The following is a 15,878-nucleotide window of genomic DNA, read 5'->3' on the forward strand; positions in this document are numbered from 1 at the left end:
CTCCCTCCGGTCGACGCCGGCCTGAGGCGCCACCGCACCGCGCCTGACGATTCGCTCGCTGCGCTCGCTCATGCCGTCTCTACCGCTGTCAGTGCCGCCAGGGACGGGGCGATCCGCTCGGCATCGCCCAGCACCACGGTGACGGCCTTCGCCGGGGCGAGGTAGCGGGCCGCCGCCTCGGCCACGTCCGCCACGGTGGCCTTCGCCAGCCGGGCCGCGTGCTCGGCCAGGAAGTCCAGCCGCAGGCCGTTGCCCGCGTACGCGCTGACCAGCGCGGCCAGGCCGGCCTGGGTGGACATGCCGAGCTGGAGCGTGCCGAGGGCGTACTGGCGGGCCTGCTCCAGCTCGTCCTCCTTCGGCGGCAGCGAGGCGAGCCGGCCCAGCTCGTACGTCGTCTCCAGCAGCGCCGGACCGGTCACCTCGGTGGCCACCTCGGCGGCGGCCACGAGCACCGACCCGGCCACCGCGTGCTCGATCAGCGAGTGCGGCCCGTACGTGTAGCCCTTGTCCTCGCGGATGTTCTCCACCCACCGGGACGAGAAGTAGCCGCCGAAGATGAGGTTGGCGAGTTGCAGGGCCGCATGGTCGGAATGGGTGCGGGGCACCGCGGGCATCGCGACCCGCAGCGACGACTGCACCGACCCGGGCCGGTCGACCAGCAGCAGCGGGCCCGGCTCCAGCGGCGGCGCGGGTGGCAGGTCGACCGTCCGGCCGGCGCCGGCCCAGCCGCCCAGCGCCTTCTCGGTGGCGTCCAGCGCCCGCTCCGGCTGCACGTCGCCGACCAGCACGAGCACCGAATCGGCCGGGTGCACCCGCTCGGTGTGCAGGCGGCGCAGCACACCGGGGCGGACCGCCCGGACCTCGTCGGTCTCCGGGGTCTGGACGGCGTACGGGTGGCGGCCGAAGATGCGCTTGAGCAGCGCGACCCGGGCCAGGTGCGCGGGCTGGCTCTGCGCCACCTGGATCCGGTCGACGAGGCGGTCCCGTTCGGTGGCGACCTCCTCCTTCGGGTAGGTCGCCCCGGTCAGCACCTCGGCGAGGATCTCCAGCATCCGGTCGAGCCCGGTGACCAGGCTGGTGCCGGTGAGCATGAGCCGGTCCGGGTCGAGCCCGGCCGCCAGCCCGCCGCCGACCTTCTGCAACTCGGCGGCGATCTGCACGCTGGTCATCGTCGGCGTGCCGGAGAGCAGCGTCTGCGAGAGCATCGCGCCCCGGGCCAGGTGGACCCGGCCGAACGGCACCCAGAGCCGCAGCTCGACCAGGGGCACGGCCGGACGGCGTACCGCGATCACGGTGAGCCCGTTGCCCAGGGTGCGTTCGGCCTGCTGCGGCAGCTTGAGCCGGCGGTTCGGCCCGAGCGGCGGGAGGGTCCGGGGCCCGGGCGGGACAGTGGCCGTCACTTCGCACCTCCGGCGATGACCTCGATCGACGCGCGGCGCTCCGGCCGTATCGTCGCGGCGGCGGCCCGTACCTGTTCCTCCGTGACCTCGCCGACGAGCCGCGGCAGGTCGTTGAGCAGGCCCGGCTCGCCCCGCTGCTGCTCCAGCACCGCCATCCGCAGCGCCCGGCCGAGCACCGCGTCGGTGTCGCGCAGCAGGTGGGTGGCCATCCTGGCCTGCGTACGCGCGAGCTCGCCCTCGGTCAGCCCGTCGGTCGCCAGCCGGTCCAGTTCCTCGTCGATGGTGCGCAGCACCTTGTCGACGTCCCCGCCCGGGGGCAGGTGGGCCTGGAGCAGCAGCGCCGTCGGGTCCCGCACGTCGAACGGGTCGCCCATGAAGCCGAGGTAACCGCCCAGGCTGGTGACCGTCCGGTCGCGCTGCACGAGCCGCTCCACGAGCCGGGAGGCGTCGCCGTCGGTCAGCACCTCGGCGAGCACGACGTACGGCAGATAGCCGATGAAGTCGGTGATCGGGTCCGGTACGCGCCACGCGCCGGCGACCGCCGGGAGCGGGGCGAGCTTGTCGGTGTACGAGGTGCGCCGCTCGGCGGTCAGGTCGGGCTCGGTGAAGTCGGGGCGCTGCGGCGCGGGACGCGCCGGCACGTCCCCGAAGTGCCGCTCGATGAGCGTCGTCGCCTCGGCCACGTCGATGTCGCCGCTCACCGCCAGCACCGCGTTGCCGCTCGCGTAGTAGCGCCGGAAGAAGTCGGCCGCGTCGGCGACGGTGGCCGACTCCAGGTCGTCGAAGGAGCCGTAGCCGTCGTGCGCGTTCGGGAACGTGTCGAACATGACCGGCGGCAGGGTGAGCCAGGGGAACCCGCCGTACGGCCGGTTGAGCACGTTGACCCGGATCTCCTCCTTGACCACGTCGACCTGGTTGCGCAGGTTCTCCTCGGTGAGACGGGGACCGCGCATCCGGTCGGCCTCGAGGAAGAGCGCGCGCTCCAGCGCGTTGCTGGGCAGGGTCTCGAAGTAGTCGGTGTAGTCGAGGTGGGTCGACCCGTTGAAGGTGCCACCGGCGCCCTGCACGTGCCGGAAGTGGGCCAGCTTCTCCAGGTTCTCGGAGCCCTGGAACATCAGGTGCTCGAAGAGGTGGGCGAAGCCGGTGCGCCCCTCCGGTTCGGAGCGGATGCCCACGTCGTAGACCACGGCGACCCCGATGACGGGGGCACTGCGGTCGGGGGTGAGGACCACCCGCAGACCGTTGTCGAGGGTGAACCGCTCGACTGGATATTTCGTCGCTGGAATTCTCGATCTCCGCGCCGCCACGTGATCGACCCTAGCGCGTCGTCCTTTCCGTCACCGGCGACCTCCGCGGAGCCACCGCGGCCGGGACCCGCACCCGGGTCAGCACCTCGGCGCCGACCCGCTCGGCCTCCTCCCGGTGCCGCCAGCCGGACAGCGCGAACGGTGGCAGGAAGAGCAGCGAGATCTGGAACCCCTCGTCCCGGCATATGGATGGGCCTTGACGCCCACCCGGCCATTGACCCAGTGTTCCTACCAACTAAGTAGGAAAACTGTGGATTGGACGAGCGATGAGACGCCTCTCCCTGCGCCGGTCGACAACCCTGGTCACCCTCGCCGTGCTCGGCGCGGCGACGCTGGGCACCGCCGCCTGCGGCGACGGCGGCGACGCCGGCGGCGGATCCGGGCCGGTGACCCTGCGCCTCGGCTACTTCCCCAACATCACGCACGCGCCCGCCGTGGTCGGTGTCGAGAAGGGCATCTTCGCCGAGAAGCTCGGCAGCGACGTGACGCTCGAACCGAAGACCTTCAACGCCGGCCCGGCTGCCATCGAGGCCGTCTTCTCCGGTGCGCTGGACGCCACGTACATCGGTCCCAACCCGACGGTGAACGCGTTCTCCAAGAGCCACGGCGAGGCCGTCCGGGTGGTCTCCGGCGCGGCCTCCGGCGGCGTGGCGCTGGTGGTCAAGCCGGGCATCACCGGCGCGCCGGACCTGCGCGGCAAGAAGATCGCCACCCCGCAACTGGGCAACACCCAGGACGTCGCGGTGCGGTACTGGCTCAAGCAGCAGGGACTGACCACCACGAAGGAGGGCGGCGGCGACGTCACGATCGTCCCGCAGGAGAACGCGCAGACCGTCGAGACGTTCGCCAGCGGCGCGATCGACGGCGCGTGGGTGCCCGAGCCGTTCGTCTCCCGGCTGGTCAACGGCGGCGGCAGGGTGCTGGTCGACGAGCGGGACCTCTGGCCGGGCGGGAAGTTCGTCATCACCAACCTGCTGGTCAGCACGAAGTTCCTCAAGGCGCATCCGGACGTGGTGCGCAGGCTCGTCGAGGGCCAGGTCGCCGCGAACGACTTCGTCAACAGCCGGCCCGACGAGTCGCAGCAGGCCATCGCCGACGCGATCGGCAAGATCACCGGCAAGCCCCTGGACCTCAAGCTGATCAAGCAGGCGTGGCCCACCCTGGAGTTCACCAACGACCCGATCCCCACCTCGCTCAAGGCGGGGCTCGACCACGCCGTCGAGGTCGGGCTGACCGACCCGGTGGACCTCGACGGCCTGTACGACCTGTCGTACCTCAACGAGGCGCTCCGGGCGCAGGGCAAGCCCGAGGTCGTCCAGCCATGACGTCGACCACGACGACGCCGGCCAGCGCGACCAAGGCGGTCGCGCTGGCCGGCGTGACCAAGGTGTACGGGCGCGGGACGAACGCCGTCCTCGCCCTGGACGGGGTCTCCCTCGACGTGGCGCCGGGCGAGTTCGTCTGCCTGGTCGGTGCGTCCGGCTGCGGCAAGAGCACCCTGCTCAACCTGGTCGCCGGCCTGGACCGGCCCAGTGGTGGGCGGATCACCCTGGCCGGGGACGCCTCGCCCGGGCTGATGTTCCAGGAACCCGCGCTCTTCCCGTGGCTGACCGTCGAGGCCAACGTCGAGACGCCGCTCAAGCTGCGCGGGCTGCCGCGGGCGCAGCGCCGGGAGCGGGTCGCCGAGCTGCTGCGTACGGTGCACCTCGCCGACTTCGGCCGCAAGCGCCCGCACGAGCTGTCCGGCGGGATGCGGCAGCGGGTGGCGCTCGCCCGCACCCTCGCCCTCGACACCCCCGTGCTGCTCATGGACGAGCCGTTCGGCGCGCTCGACGCCATGACCCGCGACATCCTGCACGACGAGCTGGAACGGATCTGGACGGAACGGAAACTCACCGTCCTCTTCGTGACGCACAACGTCCGGGAGGCGGCCCGGCTCGCCGACCGGATCGTCCTGCTCTCCAGCCGACCCGGCCGCATCATCTACTCGACCCGGGTCGACGTGCCCCGACCCCGCCGGCTCGACGCCCCCGAGGTGGCCGCGGTCGCCGCCGAGGTCACCGACCGGCTCCGTACGGAGGTGGGCCGCCATGGCCAGTGACACGCTCGCACCGGCCACGCGGACCGACGCGGAGATCTCCGGGCTGGACGCGCTGGAGATCGCCGGGCGGGAGAAGGAGGCCTCGCGGGGCGCGCGACTGTGGGCCGGCACGTGGCCGAAGCTCGCCGCGCTCGCCCTCGCCCTGGCCCTCTGGCAGGTCGTGGTCTGGACCGGGTGGAAGGACCCCTGGGCGCTCCCCGGGCCGGGCCCGGTCCTCGCCGACCTCGGCCGGTACGTCACCAGCGCCGCCCTCTGGGACGGCCTCGCGACGACCGCGCGCCGCGCGGTCGTCGGCTTCGCCGCGGCCGTCGCGGTCGGGCTGCTGCTCGGCCTCGCGGTGGCCCGGTCGCGGGTGCTGCGCGCCGCGATCGGTTCGATGATCACCGCCCTGCAGACCATGCCTTCGATCGCCTGGTTCCCCCTCGCGATCCTGCTGTTCCAGCTCAGCGAGCAGGCGATCTTCTTCGTGGTGGTGCTCGGCGCCGCGCCGTCCATCGCGAACGGGGTCATCCACGGGGTGGACTACGTACCGCCGCTGCTGCTGAGGGCGGGCCGCAACCTCGGCGCGCGGGGAGTGAACCTCTACCGGTACGTCATCGCCCCGGCCGCGCTGCCGGCCATCGTCGCCGGCCTCAAGCAGGGCTGGGCCTTCGCCTGGCGGAGCCTGATGGCCGGCGAGCTGCTCGTCGTCATCGCGGCGCGTACGTCGATCGGCGCGCAGCTCACGTACGCCCGCGACTTCTCCGACGCGGAACGGCTGATGGCCATCATGATCGTGATCCTGGTGGTCGGTCTCCTGGTCGACGCCGCGTTCGGGGCCGCCGACAGGGCGATCCGACGCCGGTGGGGCGTGCTGGACCAGGGCGGTCAGTGAGCGGCTCGGCAGCACATGCGTGGCGTGATCGGGTCGGTGCCCCGCCGGCCCGATCACACCGCGCGCCGCCCCGGGCCGGGTCCACCCCTCATGGACACCGGCGTCGGCGGCCCGGCGACCGGTCAGCCGGCCGGCAGGACGCCCGGAGCGGAACCCGGACCACCCGGGACGCGCAGGTCCACCACACCGGCCGGAGCGACTCCGGCGGCGGTGGCGTGCCAGGGCGTGAAGGCCGCGACCCCGGCGAGCAGCAGCCCGGCGACCGCGACCGCGAGCACCAGGAGCAGCTCACGCGTCGCGGTGCCCGAACCCGCGTCGCCCACCATGGTCACCCCTTCCGGGCCGGGCCCTCCGCCCGGCACCGTCCCCGAGGGGAGCTTCGACCAGGGCGGCGGCCCGGCGCAGTCGGCCAGCCGACGCACGCGCCGCTGATTACCGACTCAGGGCGTACCGCCGTCAGGCGTGGCGCGGCCGGCGCGGGCGGCGCGACCGGCCCGACGTGCGGTGCGCACCCCGGTTCCCCTCCCGCCCGCTCCCGTCGGACGTGCCGACCGCACCCCGAGCGGGGCTGGGGCGTCCCGCCACGGCCGCCGGCTGTGGTGCGATGGTGACCGGCACGCCGGATGGCTTCCGCGCGCCCGTCACCCGTACGAGCGCCACGTCGTCGGCGCGTACCTCGACCGACTCGGGCCGGATGCCGGCCGTGGCCATCAGCCGGTTCACGTCCCGGCGCTGCTCCGGCAGGACCAGGGTGACGACCTTGCCGGCCTCCCCGGCCCGGGCCGTACGACCGCCGCGGTGCAGGTAGTCCTTGGCCTCGGTGGGCGGGTCCACGTTGACCACCAGGTCCAGCCCGTCGACGTGGATGCCCCGAGCCGCGACGTTCGTGGCGACCAGCGCGGTCACCTGCCCGGTGCGGAACTGCTCCAGGATCCGGGTGCGCTGGGGCTGCGACCGGCCCCCGTGCAGCGCGGCCGCCCGTACGCCGCTGGCGAGCAGTTGGCGGGCCAGGCGGTCGGCCCGGTGCTTGGTGCCCAGGAACAGGATGGTGCGGCCCTCACGGGCGGCGATCCTGGTCACCGCGCCCGGCTTCGCCGCCGCGTCGACGAGCAGCACGTGGTGCGTCATCGCGGTGACCGTGGCCGTGCCCGGGTCGACCGAGTGGGTCACCGGGTCGGTCAGGAAGCGGCGGACGAGCCGGTCCACGCCGCCGTCCAGGGTGGCGGAGAAGAGCAGCCGCTGCCCGTCCGGCGCGACCTGCTCCAGCAGCCTGGTGACCTGGGGCAGGAAGCCCATGTCGGCCATCTGGTCCGCCTCGTCGAGGACGGTCGTCCGGACCTGGTCGAGGCGGGCGTCACCACGGTTCACCAGGTCCTGGAGACGGCCCGGGGTGGCCACCAGCACCTCGGCGCCGGCGCGCAGGGTGTCCGCCTGACGTTGCAAGGACAGGCCGCCGACCACGGTGGCGCACCGCAGCCCGACCGCCTGGGCGTACGGGGCGAGCGCGGCGGTGACCTGCTGGGCCAGTTCGCGGGTCGGCACCAGTACGAGCGCCAGCGGACGGCCCGGACGGGCGCGGTGACCGGCGGTGCGGTGCAGCAGTGGAAGCCCGAAGGCGAGTGTCTTGCCGGAGCCGGTGCGGCCCCGGCCGAGCACGTCCCGCCCGGCGAGCGAGTCCGGCAGGGTCACGGACTGGATGGGGAACGGTTCGGTGATGCCCTGCGCCGACAGCGCGGCGAGCAGGCGGGGAGACAGGCCGGAATCGGCGAAGGACGGAACCACGGTGGTCAAGGACGAGCCTTCCTCGAGGCGGCACGTGTCGAGGAAGGCGCCGGAGGCGCGTCACCGGTGCGGCGGGGCCGCCGGTGGTCACAAGCACGGACCGAATGGGGTACGGGGGCCGGACCGGCGCATGGCGCGGCCGGCCGGCCCCCGTCACCGGCCCGGAAGGGCGCGGTGGGTGATGCGGTGTCGCCCGAAGATCAGAGCGGGCGGATGTTGGCGGCCTGCGGGCCCTTCTGGCCCTGGGTCACCTCGAACTCGACGCGCTGGTTCTCGTCCAGGCTCCGGTAGCCGGAGCTCTGGATGGCCGAGAAGTGGGCGAAGACGTCGGCGCCGCCGTCGTCGGGGGTGATGAAGCCGAAGCCCTTGTCAGCGTTGAACCACTTGACGGTGCCAATTGCCATCTGTTCGTCTCCTTGACGGAACGTCGGACCCGCACCTGTTGCGGGCCCGATAGAGGAGCGCTCCACGCGGAACTGCATGGCTCGCCTGTCGCTTCTGGTCGCCCCGCCCGGAGAACTCCGGACACAACAAAGAGCGCCTGGGGCCACAATCCGCCAGGCGCACACGAAGTCTCTGGGAACCAAAACTGCAACGCCGACAAACCTATCACGACTCGGCCGGATCGGCGCGCTGTTCCGAGTTTTCGGGGATCGCGGCGATCAACGCGGTCAACCCGGCCACGTCGAGCAGGTCCACCGGCCGGACGGTGACGCCGTCGCGGACGTAGTGGAACGCCGCGCCGACCCGGTCGACCGGCACGCCGGCCAGCTCGGCCCAGGCCAACCGGTAGACGGCCAGCTGCACGGCAGCCGCCTCGGCCGCGGCCCCGGCGGGCTGCCCGCCGGTCTTCCAGTCCACCACGTCGAACCGCCCACCGGGGCGGGCGAAGACCGCGTCCATGCGGCCCCGGACCACCACCCCGCCGATCATCGTGGCGAACGGCACCTCCACCTCGACCGGCACCCGGGTCGCCCACTCGCTGGACAGGAAGCGTTCCTGGAGTTCGACGAGGGCCTCGTCCGGAGCGGCGTCGGCGTCCGCGGCGCCCGGCAGCTCGTCCAGGTCGAGCAGCCGGTCGGCGCCGAACCGCTGTTCCAGCCAGGTGTGGAAGGCGGTGCCCCGCCGGGCGTACGGGTTGGGTTCGGTGGGCATCGGGCGTCGCAGCGTCCGGGCCAGCGCGGCCGGGTCGCGGCGCAGCGCCACCAACTGGGTGACCGTGAGGTGATCGGGCAGCGCCACCTCCACCGCGCCGGCGGCCCGGGTCAGCTCGGCCCGCTCGGCCAGCAGCAGGTCGGCCTCCTGCCGCCAGCGTGCCACCTCGGGGTCGTCCGCGACCGGGTCCCGCCCCACCGCGTCCGCGTCCGGCAGCGCCGGGTCGGGGCCGTCGGACAGGAACCGCCGCACCAGCGCGGCGGCCTCGGCCAGCGCCGGCCGGCGCGCGCCCAGCGGATCGGCCGGCCACTCCGCCCGGACGACCACCTCGGTGGTCGGGTTGACCGCGTCGGGCGCCGGCTCCGCCGCCCAGGCGTCGACCAGGTGCCCCGGCCCGCCGTCCAGGCAGGCGTCCTGCACCTCCCGGAGGAACACCGACGGCCCGCGGGGACGCTTGGTCCCCTCCCCCCACCAGTACCCGGAACACAGCAGCAGCCGGCGCGGACGGGTCACCGCCACGTACGCGAGCCGCCGCTCCTCCCGCTCGTCGTGCGCCCGCCAGGCGTCGGTGAAGTCGGCCAGCGCCCGCGCCACCCCGCGCTGGTCGGTCACCTCGTCGAGGTCGAGCCGCGGCAGCCCGTCGGCGTCGCCCCGCAGCGGGAACGGCAGCACGCCCAGGCCGCCCAGCCAGTGGTCGGAGTTGCGCACCGGGCCGGGCCAGACGCCGCGGCTCAGGCCGGCGACCGCCACCACGTCCCACTCCAGACCCTTCGCCGCGTGCGCCGTGAGCACCTGCACAGCGCCCTCGACCACCTCGACCTCGCCAGGGGTGAGGCCGCGCTCCTCATCCTCCGCGGCGGCGAGGAAGGCCAGGAACGCCGAGAGCGTCGCACCGGGAGTCTCCCCGGTGAAGCGGGCCGCGACGTCGCCGAGCGCGTCCAGGTGGCCACGGGCGAGGCCCGCGTCACCGGCGCCGTCCCGGCCGGCCCGGACCGCCACCTCCACGTCCAGGCCGATGGTCCGCTCGATGTCCGCGATCAGGTCGGGAAGCGACTGGTCCAGCCGGTAGCGCAGCAGTGCCAGCTCCCGGCCGTACGCGCGCAGCCGCGCGTACCCCTCGGCCGAGTACGCCTGCGCCGGCCCGAGGTCGGCGAGCGCCTCGACGAGCGTCGCCTCGTCCAGCTGGTCGGGGACGATCTCCGGTGTGCCGTCCCCGGCGAGCTGCCGACGGCCGGCGGCGATGGCCCGGGCCCGGCGGTGCAACGCCACCAGGTCGCGCGGCCCGATCCGCCAGCGGGCACCGGTGAGCAGCCGCAGCAGCGCCGCGCCGTCGGTCGGGTCGGCCAGCACCCGCAGCGTGCAGACGACGTCCCGCACCTCCGGGGTGTCCAGCAGACCGCCCAGGCCGACCACCTCGACCGGGAGCCCCCGCTCGCGCAGGGCCGACTCGATCGCGGGGATCTGGCTGCGTACCCGCACCAGCACGGCCGTCGTCGGCCGCTGCGCCACCGGGATGTGCTCGGGTAGGGCGTCGGGCATCCGGGCGGCGCCGCGCCACGCGTTCAGCACGCTGTCGGCGATCCAGGCCGCCTCGTCGGCGTACGTCTCGAGCAGGGCGCAGTGGACGGTGCCGGCGGCCGCCCCACGGGGGCTGCAGTGCGGGATCGGGTCGCGCACGCTCAGCGCGGCACGCAGCTCCGGCACCCGCGCGCCCGCCGCCCGCAGCGGCGTGGCCAGCGCGTTCGCCACCGCGAGGATCTCCGGGCGGTTGCGCCAGCTGGTGGTCAGGCCCAGCGCGGGGGCCGGCGCGCCGCCGGGGCCGGTGAACTCGGCGGGAAACCGGTCCAGCGTGCCCGCCGAGGCGCCCCGCCACCCGTAGATCGACTGGCACGGGTCGCCGACCGCGGTCACCGGGTGCCCGTTGCCGAAGAGCGCCGTGAGCAGCACCACCTGGGCGTGGCTCGTGTCCTGGTACTCGTCGAGCAGCACCACGCGGAACCGGTCCCGCTCGATCGCGCCGACCCCCGGGTGGTCCCGGGCCACCCGGGCCGCCCGGGCGAGCTGGTCGGCGAAGTCCATCGCTTCGAAGTCCTCCTTGCGCCGGGCGTACGCCCGTACCAGCGGCAGCAGCTTCAACCGCGCCCGCTGGAGCTGGAGCGCCTTCCGCACGTCCGCGTAGACGCGACCCGGGTGCGTCTGCACCTCGGCGAAGAACCGGCCGGTCCAGGCCGCCAGGTCGTCCGGCTCGACGAGGTGCTCGTCCAGCTCGCCGGCGAGCGCCAGCACCGCGTCGGTGATGGTGCTCGGCATCCGGTCCACCTCGGACATGTCGCCGTCGTAGTTGCGCACCAGCAGGTCGACGAGCTGCCAGCGGGACGCCTCGGTGAGCAGCCGGGTGGACGGCTCGTAGCCGGCCCGCAGGCCGTGCTCGGTGACGATCCGGCCCGCGTACGAGTGGTAGGTGGCGATGGTGGGCTCACCGGCGAGCGGGTCGTCCAGCGGGTCACGCCCCCGGCGGCCCAGCCGGCGGATCAGCTGGTCCAGGCGCGTACGGACCCGGTGCGCCAGCTCACCGGCCGCCTTGCGGGTGAACGTGAGCCCGAGCACCTGCTCGGGGCGGACGTACGAGTTGGCCACCAACCAGACCACCCGCGCGGCCATGGTCTCGGTCTTGCCGGACCCGGCGCCGGCGACCACCAGCAGCGGCTCCACCGGCGCCGCGATGATGGCGGCCTGCTCCCGGGTGGGTGCCGGGAGCCGCAGCAACCGGGCCAGCTCGACCGGCGTGTACCGGGGCCCGGCGTCGGCCACCCGGGGCGCCGGCGTCGCGGCGTCGAACAGGGCGGGTTGGGTCACGGTCTCGTCCTCGTACGCGACTGCGGGACTGGCACGCTCACTCCTCGCACCGTCGCCGGCTACGCCTGCTCGGGGCGGCGGGCGGCCGGCGGCTCGACCACCTGACGGCCCTGACCGGAGACCGGGCAGCTCGTACGCACCGGGCAGACCCGGCACTTCGAGTTGGCGACGGCCGCGAAGGTGGCGGCGGCCATCGTATCGGCGGTACGCCGCACCAGCGCGGTCGCCCAACCGGCCTCCGGCCCCTCCCCGGCCGGCGGCTGGCTCTGCTCCTTCGCGTCCTTGGCCGTGGTGCCGAGCTGCACCAGGGCCGCCCCGCCGGACTCCTCGCCGAAGTCGGCGAACGCGCCCGCCTCCACCGCCGCCTGGTACGCGCCCAGCTGCGGATGCTCGGCCAGGTCGCTGCCCGTCACCGCCGTCGACTTGCCGGTCTTCAGGTCGACCACCACGAGCCGCCCCTCGGCGTCGACCTCCAGCCGGTCCACCCGGCCGGTCAGCTCGACGGGCCGGCGCGGGTCGTCCAGGCGGACGGCGAACTCGTGCTCGATGGCGAGCAGTCGGCGCGGGTTGCTGGCGAGCCAGCGCAGCAGCTTGTCGACCATCGCCTCGGCGCGGTCCCGCTCCGGGCCCACCATCCACCGGGCCGCCAGCTCGATCGCGTCGAACCGGGCGGCCACGTAGTCGAGCAGGGCCCCCCGGTCGGCGCTCGCGTCCTCGGCGAGCATCGCGGCGGCGTGCACCAGGTTGCCCACCCCCTGGGCAGTGCTGGCCGGCGCGCTGCCGCCGTGCCGTTCCAGCAGCCAGCGCAGGCTGCACCGCAACGCGCTCTCCATGGCCGACGGGGTCACCCGGACCGGCTCGCCCTCGTCGACGAGGGGCCGGTCGTCGGAGAGCCCGCGAAGCCCCCACCAGTCGTCGGGATGCGCCCCGGGCACTCCGGCGGCGGCCAGCCGGGCCAGCTCGGCGGCCGCGGCGCGCCGCCGGGCGTACGACGCCGCCGGGTCGACCACGGCGGTACGCAGTTCGGCGACGAGCGCCGGCAGGGTGAGCGCGCGGGGCGGCCGGGTGACCGGCAGCGCGTCGCGCGGCTCGGGCGCGCCCGCGTCGGTGCGCGCCGCGGGCCGGTCCGCGGCACCGTCCGTGTCGGACCGGTCCCCGTCGGTGCTCGCCTCGGGGCCGCCCGCGGCGCCGGCCACGTCGGGATCGGTTGCGCCGCCGCCGGCGGGGCCGCCGTCGGGGGTGGGGCGCGGGCCCGGTGGCGCCGCGCCGCCGGGCGGGGCCGGCGGGTCGGTGGGACCCAGCTCGTGCAGGAAGCGGCTGGGCTGCTCCTCGTGGTCGTCGCCGCCGACCGCCGCCGAGGCGACCGCGCTGACCAGCAGCCGGCGGCGCGCCCGGGTCACGGCCACGTAGAACAGCCGCCGCTCCTCGTCGAGCAGGGCCGAGGTCTGGCCGACGACGGTGGCCACACCGCCCGCGCCGACGGCACGCCCGGCGAGCACGTCGACGAGCCGTTCGGAGCCGAGCAGGCTGCCCCGCAGCCGCAGGTCCGGCCAGACGCCCTCCTGCACCCCGGCCACCGCCACCAGGTCCCACTCCAGGCCCTTCGCGGCGTGCGCGGTGAGCAGCCGGACCGCCTCACCGCGGTCGGCGGTCGGTGCGAGCGTGTCGGCCGGCAGGTCCTGCCCGAGAACGTGGTCGAGGAAGACCTCGGTGCGGGCACCGGGCAGCCGGTCGGTGAACCGGGCCGCCGCGTCGAAGAGCACCATCACCGCGTCCAGATCGCGATCGGCGGCCTCCGCCCGGCGCCGCCGGGCCAGGTCCCCCTCGCCGGCTGCCGGCCGGCCCCGGCTGATCGCGCCTGCCCACCGCTCGGCCAGCCCGCTGGCCTGCCACACCGCCCAGAGCACGTCCTCCGCCGTGGCACCCGGGCGGGCCGCCGCCTCCCGCACGGTGGCCAGCAGCCCCGCCACGGTCTGCGCCGGCTCGGCCCAGCGCCGGTCGATGCCGGCCAGCTCGGCCGGATCGCCCAACGCCTCCACGAGCAGTTCGCCCGACGGGCGGCGGTCGCCGCCGGCCAGCGCGAGCGCCCGCAGGCCCTGCCGCAGCCGCCGCTCGGCCAGCGGGTCGGCGCCGCCCAGCGGCGAGTGCAGCAGCGCGACGGCCGCCTCCTCGTCGAGCCGCACCGGATCGAGGGCGCAGCGCAGCAGCAGGAGCAGCGGCGCGACCGCCGGTTGCAGGTGCAGCGGCAGGTCCTCGCCGTGCACGACGGTGGGCACCCCGGCCGCGTGCAGCGCCCGTTGCAGGGGCGGCAGGTGCAAGGCGGTCGACCGGAGCAGCACCGCCATCCGCGACCAGGGCACCCCGTCCAGCAGGTGCGCGGCCCGCAGCGTGTGCGCGAGCCAGGCCGCCTCGCTGGTCGCCGACCGGAAGGTGTGCACCTCCGCCGTGCCGGCCGGCGCGTCGGGCAGCGGGCGCAGCCGGCGGTGCGCCGCCGGGCCCCGCAGCCGCGCGGCCAGCCGCCCCGTCGCGGCCAGCAGATGCGGGCCGGCCCGGTAGGAGGTGGTGAGCAGCACCTGGGCGGCCGGGGCGCCGGAGGCCGTGCGGAACCGGTGCGGGAACGTCGTGACGGCGGCCGGGTCTGCGCCGCGGAACGCGTACGTGGACGAATCCGGATCGGCGAACGCCACCAACGGTTTGCCCCCGCCGGCCACCACGTCGAGCAGGTCGAGCTGGGCCGGGTCGGTGTCGGCCAGCTCGTCGACGTAGACGTGGGCCAGCCGGCGCCGCTCGGCGGCGAGCAGCTCGTCGTCGTCGCGGAGCAGCCCGGTGGCGGCACGCACCAGCTCGGCCGGGTCGTACGCGATCGAGCCCCGGTTGCTCACGTCCCGCAGCGCGAGCACCGCCACGTACTCCCGCAGGAAGCGCGCGGCGGCCGGCCAGTCGGCGCGGCCGAGCCTCTCGCCGAGCCGCGCCAGCTCGACGGGCCCCACCCCCCGCTCGGCGGCGCGCATGAGCAGGTCGCGCAGCTGGGCGGCGAAGGCCCGGGTGCGCAGCGCGGGGCGCAGGTCGTCCGGCCAGCCGACCGGGTCGTCCTCCGGCTCCTCGCCGACCACGTCGAGCAGCTCACGGATGATCAGATCCTGCTCGGGCCCGGTGAGCAGCCGGGGAGACGGCTCGCCCCGCTCGGCGGCGGCCCGGCGGAGCAGCCCGAACGCGTACGCCGGGAAGGTGCGCACCAGCGGCTCGCGGAGCACCCGGTGGCCGTCGCGGGCCACCCGGGCCTCGATCCGGTGACGCAGCGTGGTGGCGCCCCGGCGGCCGAACGTGAGCACCAGGATGCGTTCCGGGTCGACGCCCTCGGCCACCCGCGCGGCGACCGCCTCGACCAGGGTGCTGGTCTTGCCGGTGCCGGGCCCGCCGACGACCAGCATCGGCCCGTCGGTGTGCCCGATAACCTCGGCCTGCACCGGATCGGCCCGCCACCCCCCGGAGGCCCGAGCGTCCCCCTGGGTTGCTCCCGCGGGCAGCGCGTCCCCCTCGGTCGCCCCGTCGGGCCGACCGAGCTCCTGGGTCGGCCCCGCGGGCCGACCGAGCTCCTGGGTCGGCCCCGCGGGCCGACCGAGCTCCTGGGTCGGCCCCGCGGGCCGACCGAGCCCCTGGGTCGGCCCCGCGGGCCGACGCACCAACCGGTACGCCTGCATCACCTCATCCCACCACGCCCCTCCGACACCCCGCCCCACCCCTCGCCTCTACTCGCCTCTACTCCGTTGATCATGAAGTTGTTGCCGCGACACGCCGATGCCGAGGGCAATAACTTCATGATCAACCGCGAACGGGGGGGCCGGTGGGGGTCAAGCCAGGTGGGACTCCAGGACGTTCAGGGCGGCGGGTACGGAGTCGACGACGGTGAGCAGGCCGAGACCGGCCGGCTTGAGGAACTGCTGGTCGGTGAGCGCGGCCAGCCAGTCGAGCAGCGGGCGGTAGAACCCGTCGGCGTCCACGAGCACCATCGGCTTGCCGTGCAGGGCGAGGGTGGCGGTCGTCCAGACCTCGAACAGCTCGTCGAGCGTGCCCAGCCCGCCCGGCAGGGTGAGGAACGCGTCGGACTTCTCGATCATGAGCGTCTTGCGGCTGGCCATGGAGTCGGTGATGAGCAGCTCGTCCGACTTCAGGTCGGCGACCTCCAGGTCGACCAGCGCCTGCGGGATCACCCCGACCGTCGGCCCGCCGGCCGCCCGGGCGCCGTCGGCGAGCGCGCCCATCATCCCCACGCAGCCGCCGCCGCTCACCAGGGTGTGCCCGCGCCGGGCGATCTCCGCGCCGGTGTCGGCCGCGAGGGACAGCCAGCGGCGGTCGAGCGTACGGGAGGAGGCGCAGAAGACGCAGATGGCGGCCATCGTTCA

The 15,878-nt window shown here is 75.0% G+C and carries 11 protein-coding genes; 3 read left to right on the forward strand and 8 right to left on the reverse strand.

Annotated features, from left to right (window positions below; genetic code table 11):
• Window positions 1–68: 68 nt before the first annotated feature.
• A complete protein-coding gene (locus D7193_RS18255; RefSeq protein WP_120780731.1) occupies window positions 69–1,400 on the reverse strand; it encodes a M16 family metallopeptidase in 1,332 nt (443 codons plus the stop codon).
• On the reverse strand, window positions 1,397–2,707 hold the full coding sequence (locus D7193_RS18260) for a M16 family metallopeptidase (RefSeq protein ID WP_120780732.1): 1,311 nt from the start codon (window positions 2,705–2,707) through the stop codon (window positions 1,397–1,399). The genes D7193_RS18255 and D7193_RS18260 overlap by 4 nt, the downstream gene beginning before the upstream one ends.
• 266 nt (window positions 2,708–2,973) lie before the next feature.
• Between D7193_RS18260 and D7193_RS18270 the strand changes: the two genes are divergently transcribed.
• From D7193_RS18270 to D7193_RS18280, 3 genes are read left to right on the forward strand one after another with little or no spacing between them, the layout of a single operon-like run.
• Window positions 2,974–4,032: an ABC transporter substrate-binding protein gene (locus D7193_RS18270; protein WP_120780733.1), complete on the forward strand. Its 1,059-nt coding sequence runs from the start codon at window positions 2,974–2,976 to the stop codon at window positions 4,030–4,032.
• Entirely contained in the window at window positions 4,029–4,808 is a 780-nt protein-coding gene (locus D7193_RS18275) for an ABC transporter ATP-binding protein (protein WP_120780734.1), read from the forward strand. Before D7193_RS18270 ends, D7193_RS18275 begins: the two co-directional genes overlap by 4 nt.
• Complete coding sequence (locus D7193_RS18280; protein ID WP_120780735.1) at window positions 4,798–5,682, forward strand: ABC transporter permease; 885 nt, start codon at window positions 4,798–4,800, stop codon at window positions 5,680–5,682. Before D7193_RS18275 ends, D7193_RS18280 begins: the two co-directional genes overlap by 11 nt.
• Before the next feature lie 122 nt (window positions 5,683–5,804).
• On the opposite strand, the gene D7193_RS18285 is transcribed toward D7193_RS18280, so the two are convergent.
• The 6 genes from D7193_RS18285 to D7193_RS18310 form a co-directional block, all read right to left on the reverse strand.
• Window positions 5,805–6,008: a hypothetical protein gene (locus D7193_RS18285; protein ID WP_120781358.1), complete on the reverse strand. Its 204-nt coding sequence runs from the start codon at window positions 6,006–6,008 to the stop codon at window positions 5,805–5,807.
• 130 nt (window positions 6,009–6,138) lie between these two features.
• Window positions 6,139–7,473 (reverse strand): DEAD/DEAH box helicase, encoded by a 1,335-nt coding sequence (locus tag D7193_RS18290; protein WP_120780736.1) that lies wholly within the window; start codon window positions 7,471–7,473, stop codon window positions 6,139–6,141.
• A 191-nt stretch (window positions 7,474–7,664) separates the two neighbouring features.
• Entirely contained in the window at window positions 7,665–7,868 is a 204-nt protein-coding gene (gene cspE, locus D7193_RS18295; RefSeq protein WP_076466503.1) for a transcription antiterminator/RNA stability regulator CspE, read from the reverse strand.
• A 205-nt stretch (window positions 7,869–8,073) separates the two neighbouring features.
• Entirely contained in the window at window positions 8,074–11,475 is a 3,402-nt protein-coding gene (locus D7193_RS18300; protein ID WP_120780737.1) for an ATP-dependent helicase, read from the reverse strand.
• 59 nt (window positions 11,476–11,534) lie between these two features.
• Window positions 11,535–15,176 carry an ATP-dependent helicase gene (locus D7193_RS18305; RefSeq protein ID WP_120780738.1) on the reverse strand — a complete coding sequence of 1,214 codons (3,642 nt, stop codon included), beginning with the start codon at window positions 15,174–15,176 and terminating at the stop codon, window positions 11,535–11,537.
• A gap of 150 nt (window positions 15,177–15,326) precedes the next feature.
• Complete coding sequence (locus tag D7193_RS18310) at window positions 15,327–15,872, reverse strand: LOG family protein (RefSeq protein ID WP_120780739.1); 546 nt, start codon at window positions 15,870–15,872, stop codon at window positions 15,327–15,329.
• Window positions 15,873–15,878 lie beyond the last annotated feature (6 nt).

This window comes from Micromonospora costi (assembly GCF_003626655.1).
In the GTDB taxonomy this organism is placed as follows: Bacteria; Actinomycetota; Actinomycetes; order Mycobacteriales; family Micromonosporaceae; genus Micromonospora; species Micromonospora costi.

Bases quoted from the DNA above. Each gene is read 5' to 3' on its own strand.
- D7193_RS18285 (WP_120781358.1), bottom strand. From the start codon at position 6,008: ATGGTGGGCGACGCGGGTTCGGGCACCGCGACGCGTGAGCTGCTCCTG.
- D7193_RS18305 (WP_120780738.1), bottom strand. From the start codon at position 15,176: ATGCAGGCGTACCGGTTGGTGCGTCGGCCCGCGGGGCCGACCCAGGGG.
- cspE (WP_076466503.1), bottom strand. From the start codon at position 7,868: ATGGCAATTGGCACCGTCAAGTGGTTCAACGCTGACAAGGGCTTCGGC.
- D7193_RS18310 (WP_120780739.1), bottom strand. From the start codon at position 15,872: ATGGCCGCCATCTGCGTCTTCTGCGCCTCCTCCCGTACGCTCGACCGC.
- D7193_RS18270 (WP_120780733.1), top strand. From the start codon at position 2,974: ATGAGACGCCTCTCCCTGCGCCGGTCGACAACCCTGGTCACCCTCGCC.
- D7193_RS18275 (WP_120780734.1), top strand. From the start codon at position 4,029: ATGACGTCGACCACGACGACGCCGGCCAGCGCGACCAAGGCGGTCGCG.
- D7193_RS18280 (WP_120780735.1), top strand. From the start codon at position 4,798: ATGGCCAGTGACACGCTCGCACCGGCCACGCGGACCGACGCGGAGATC.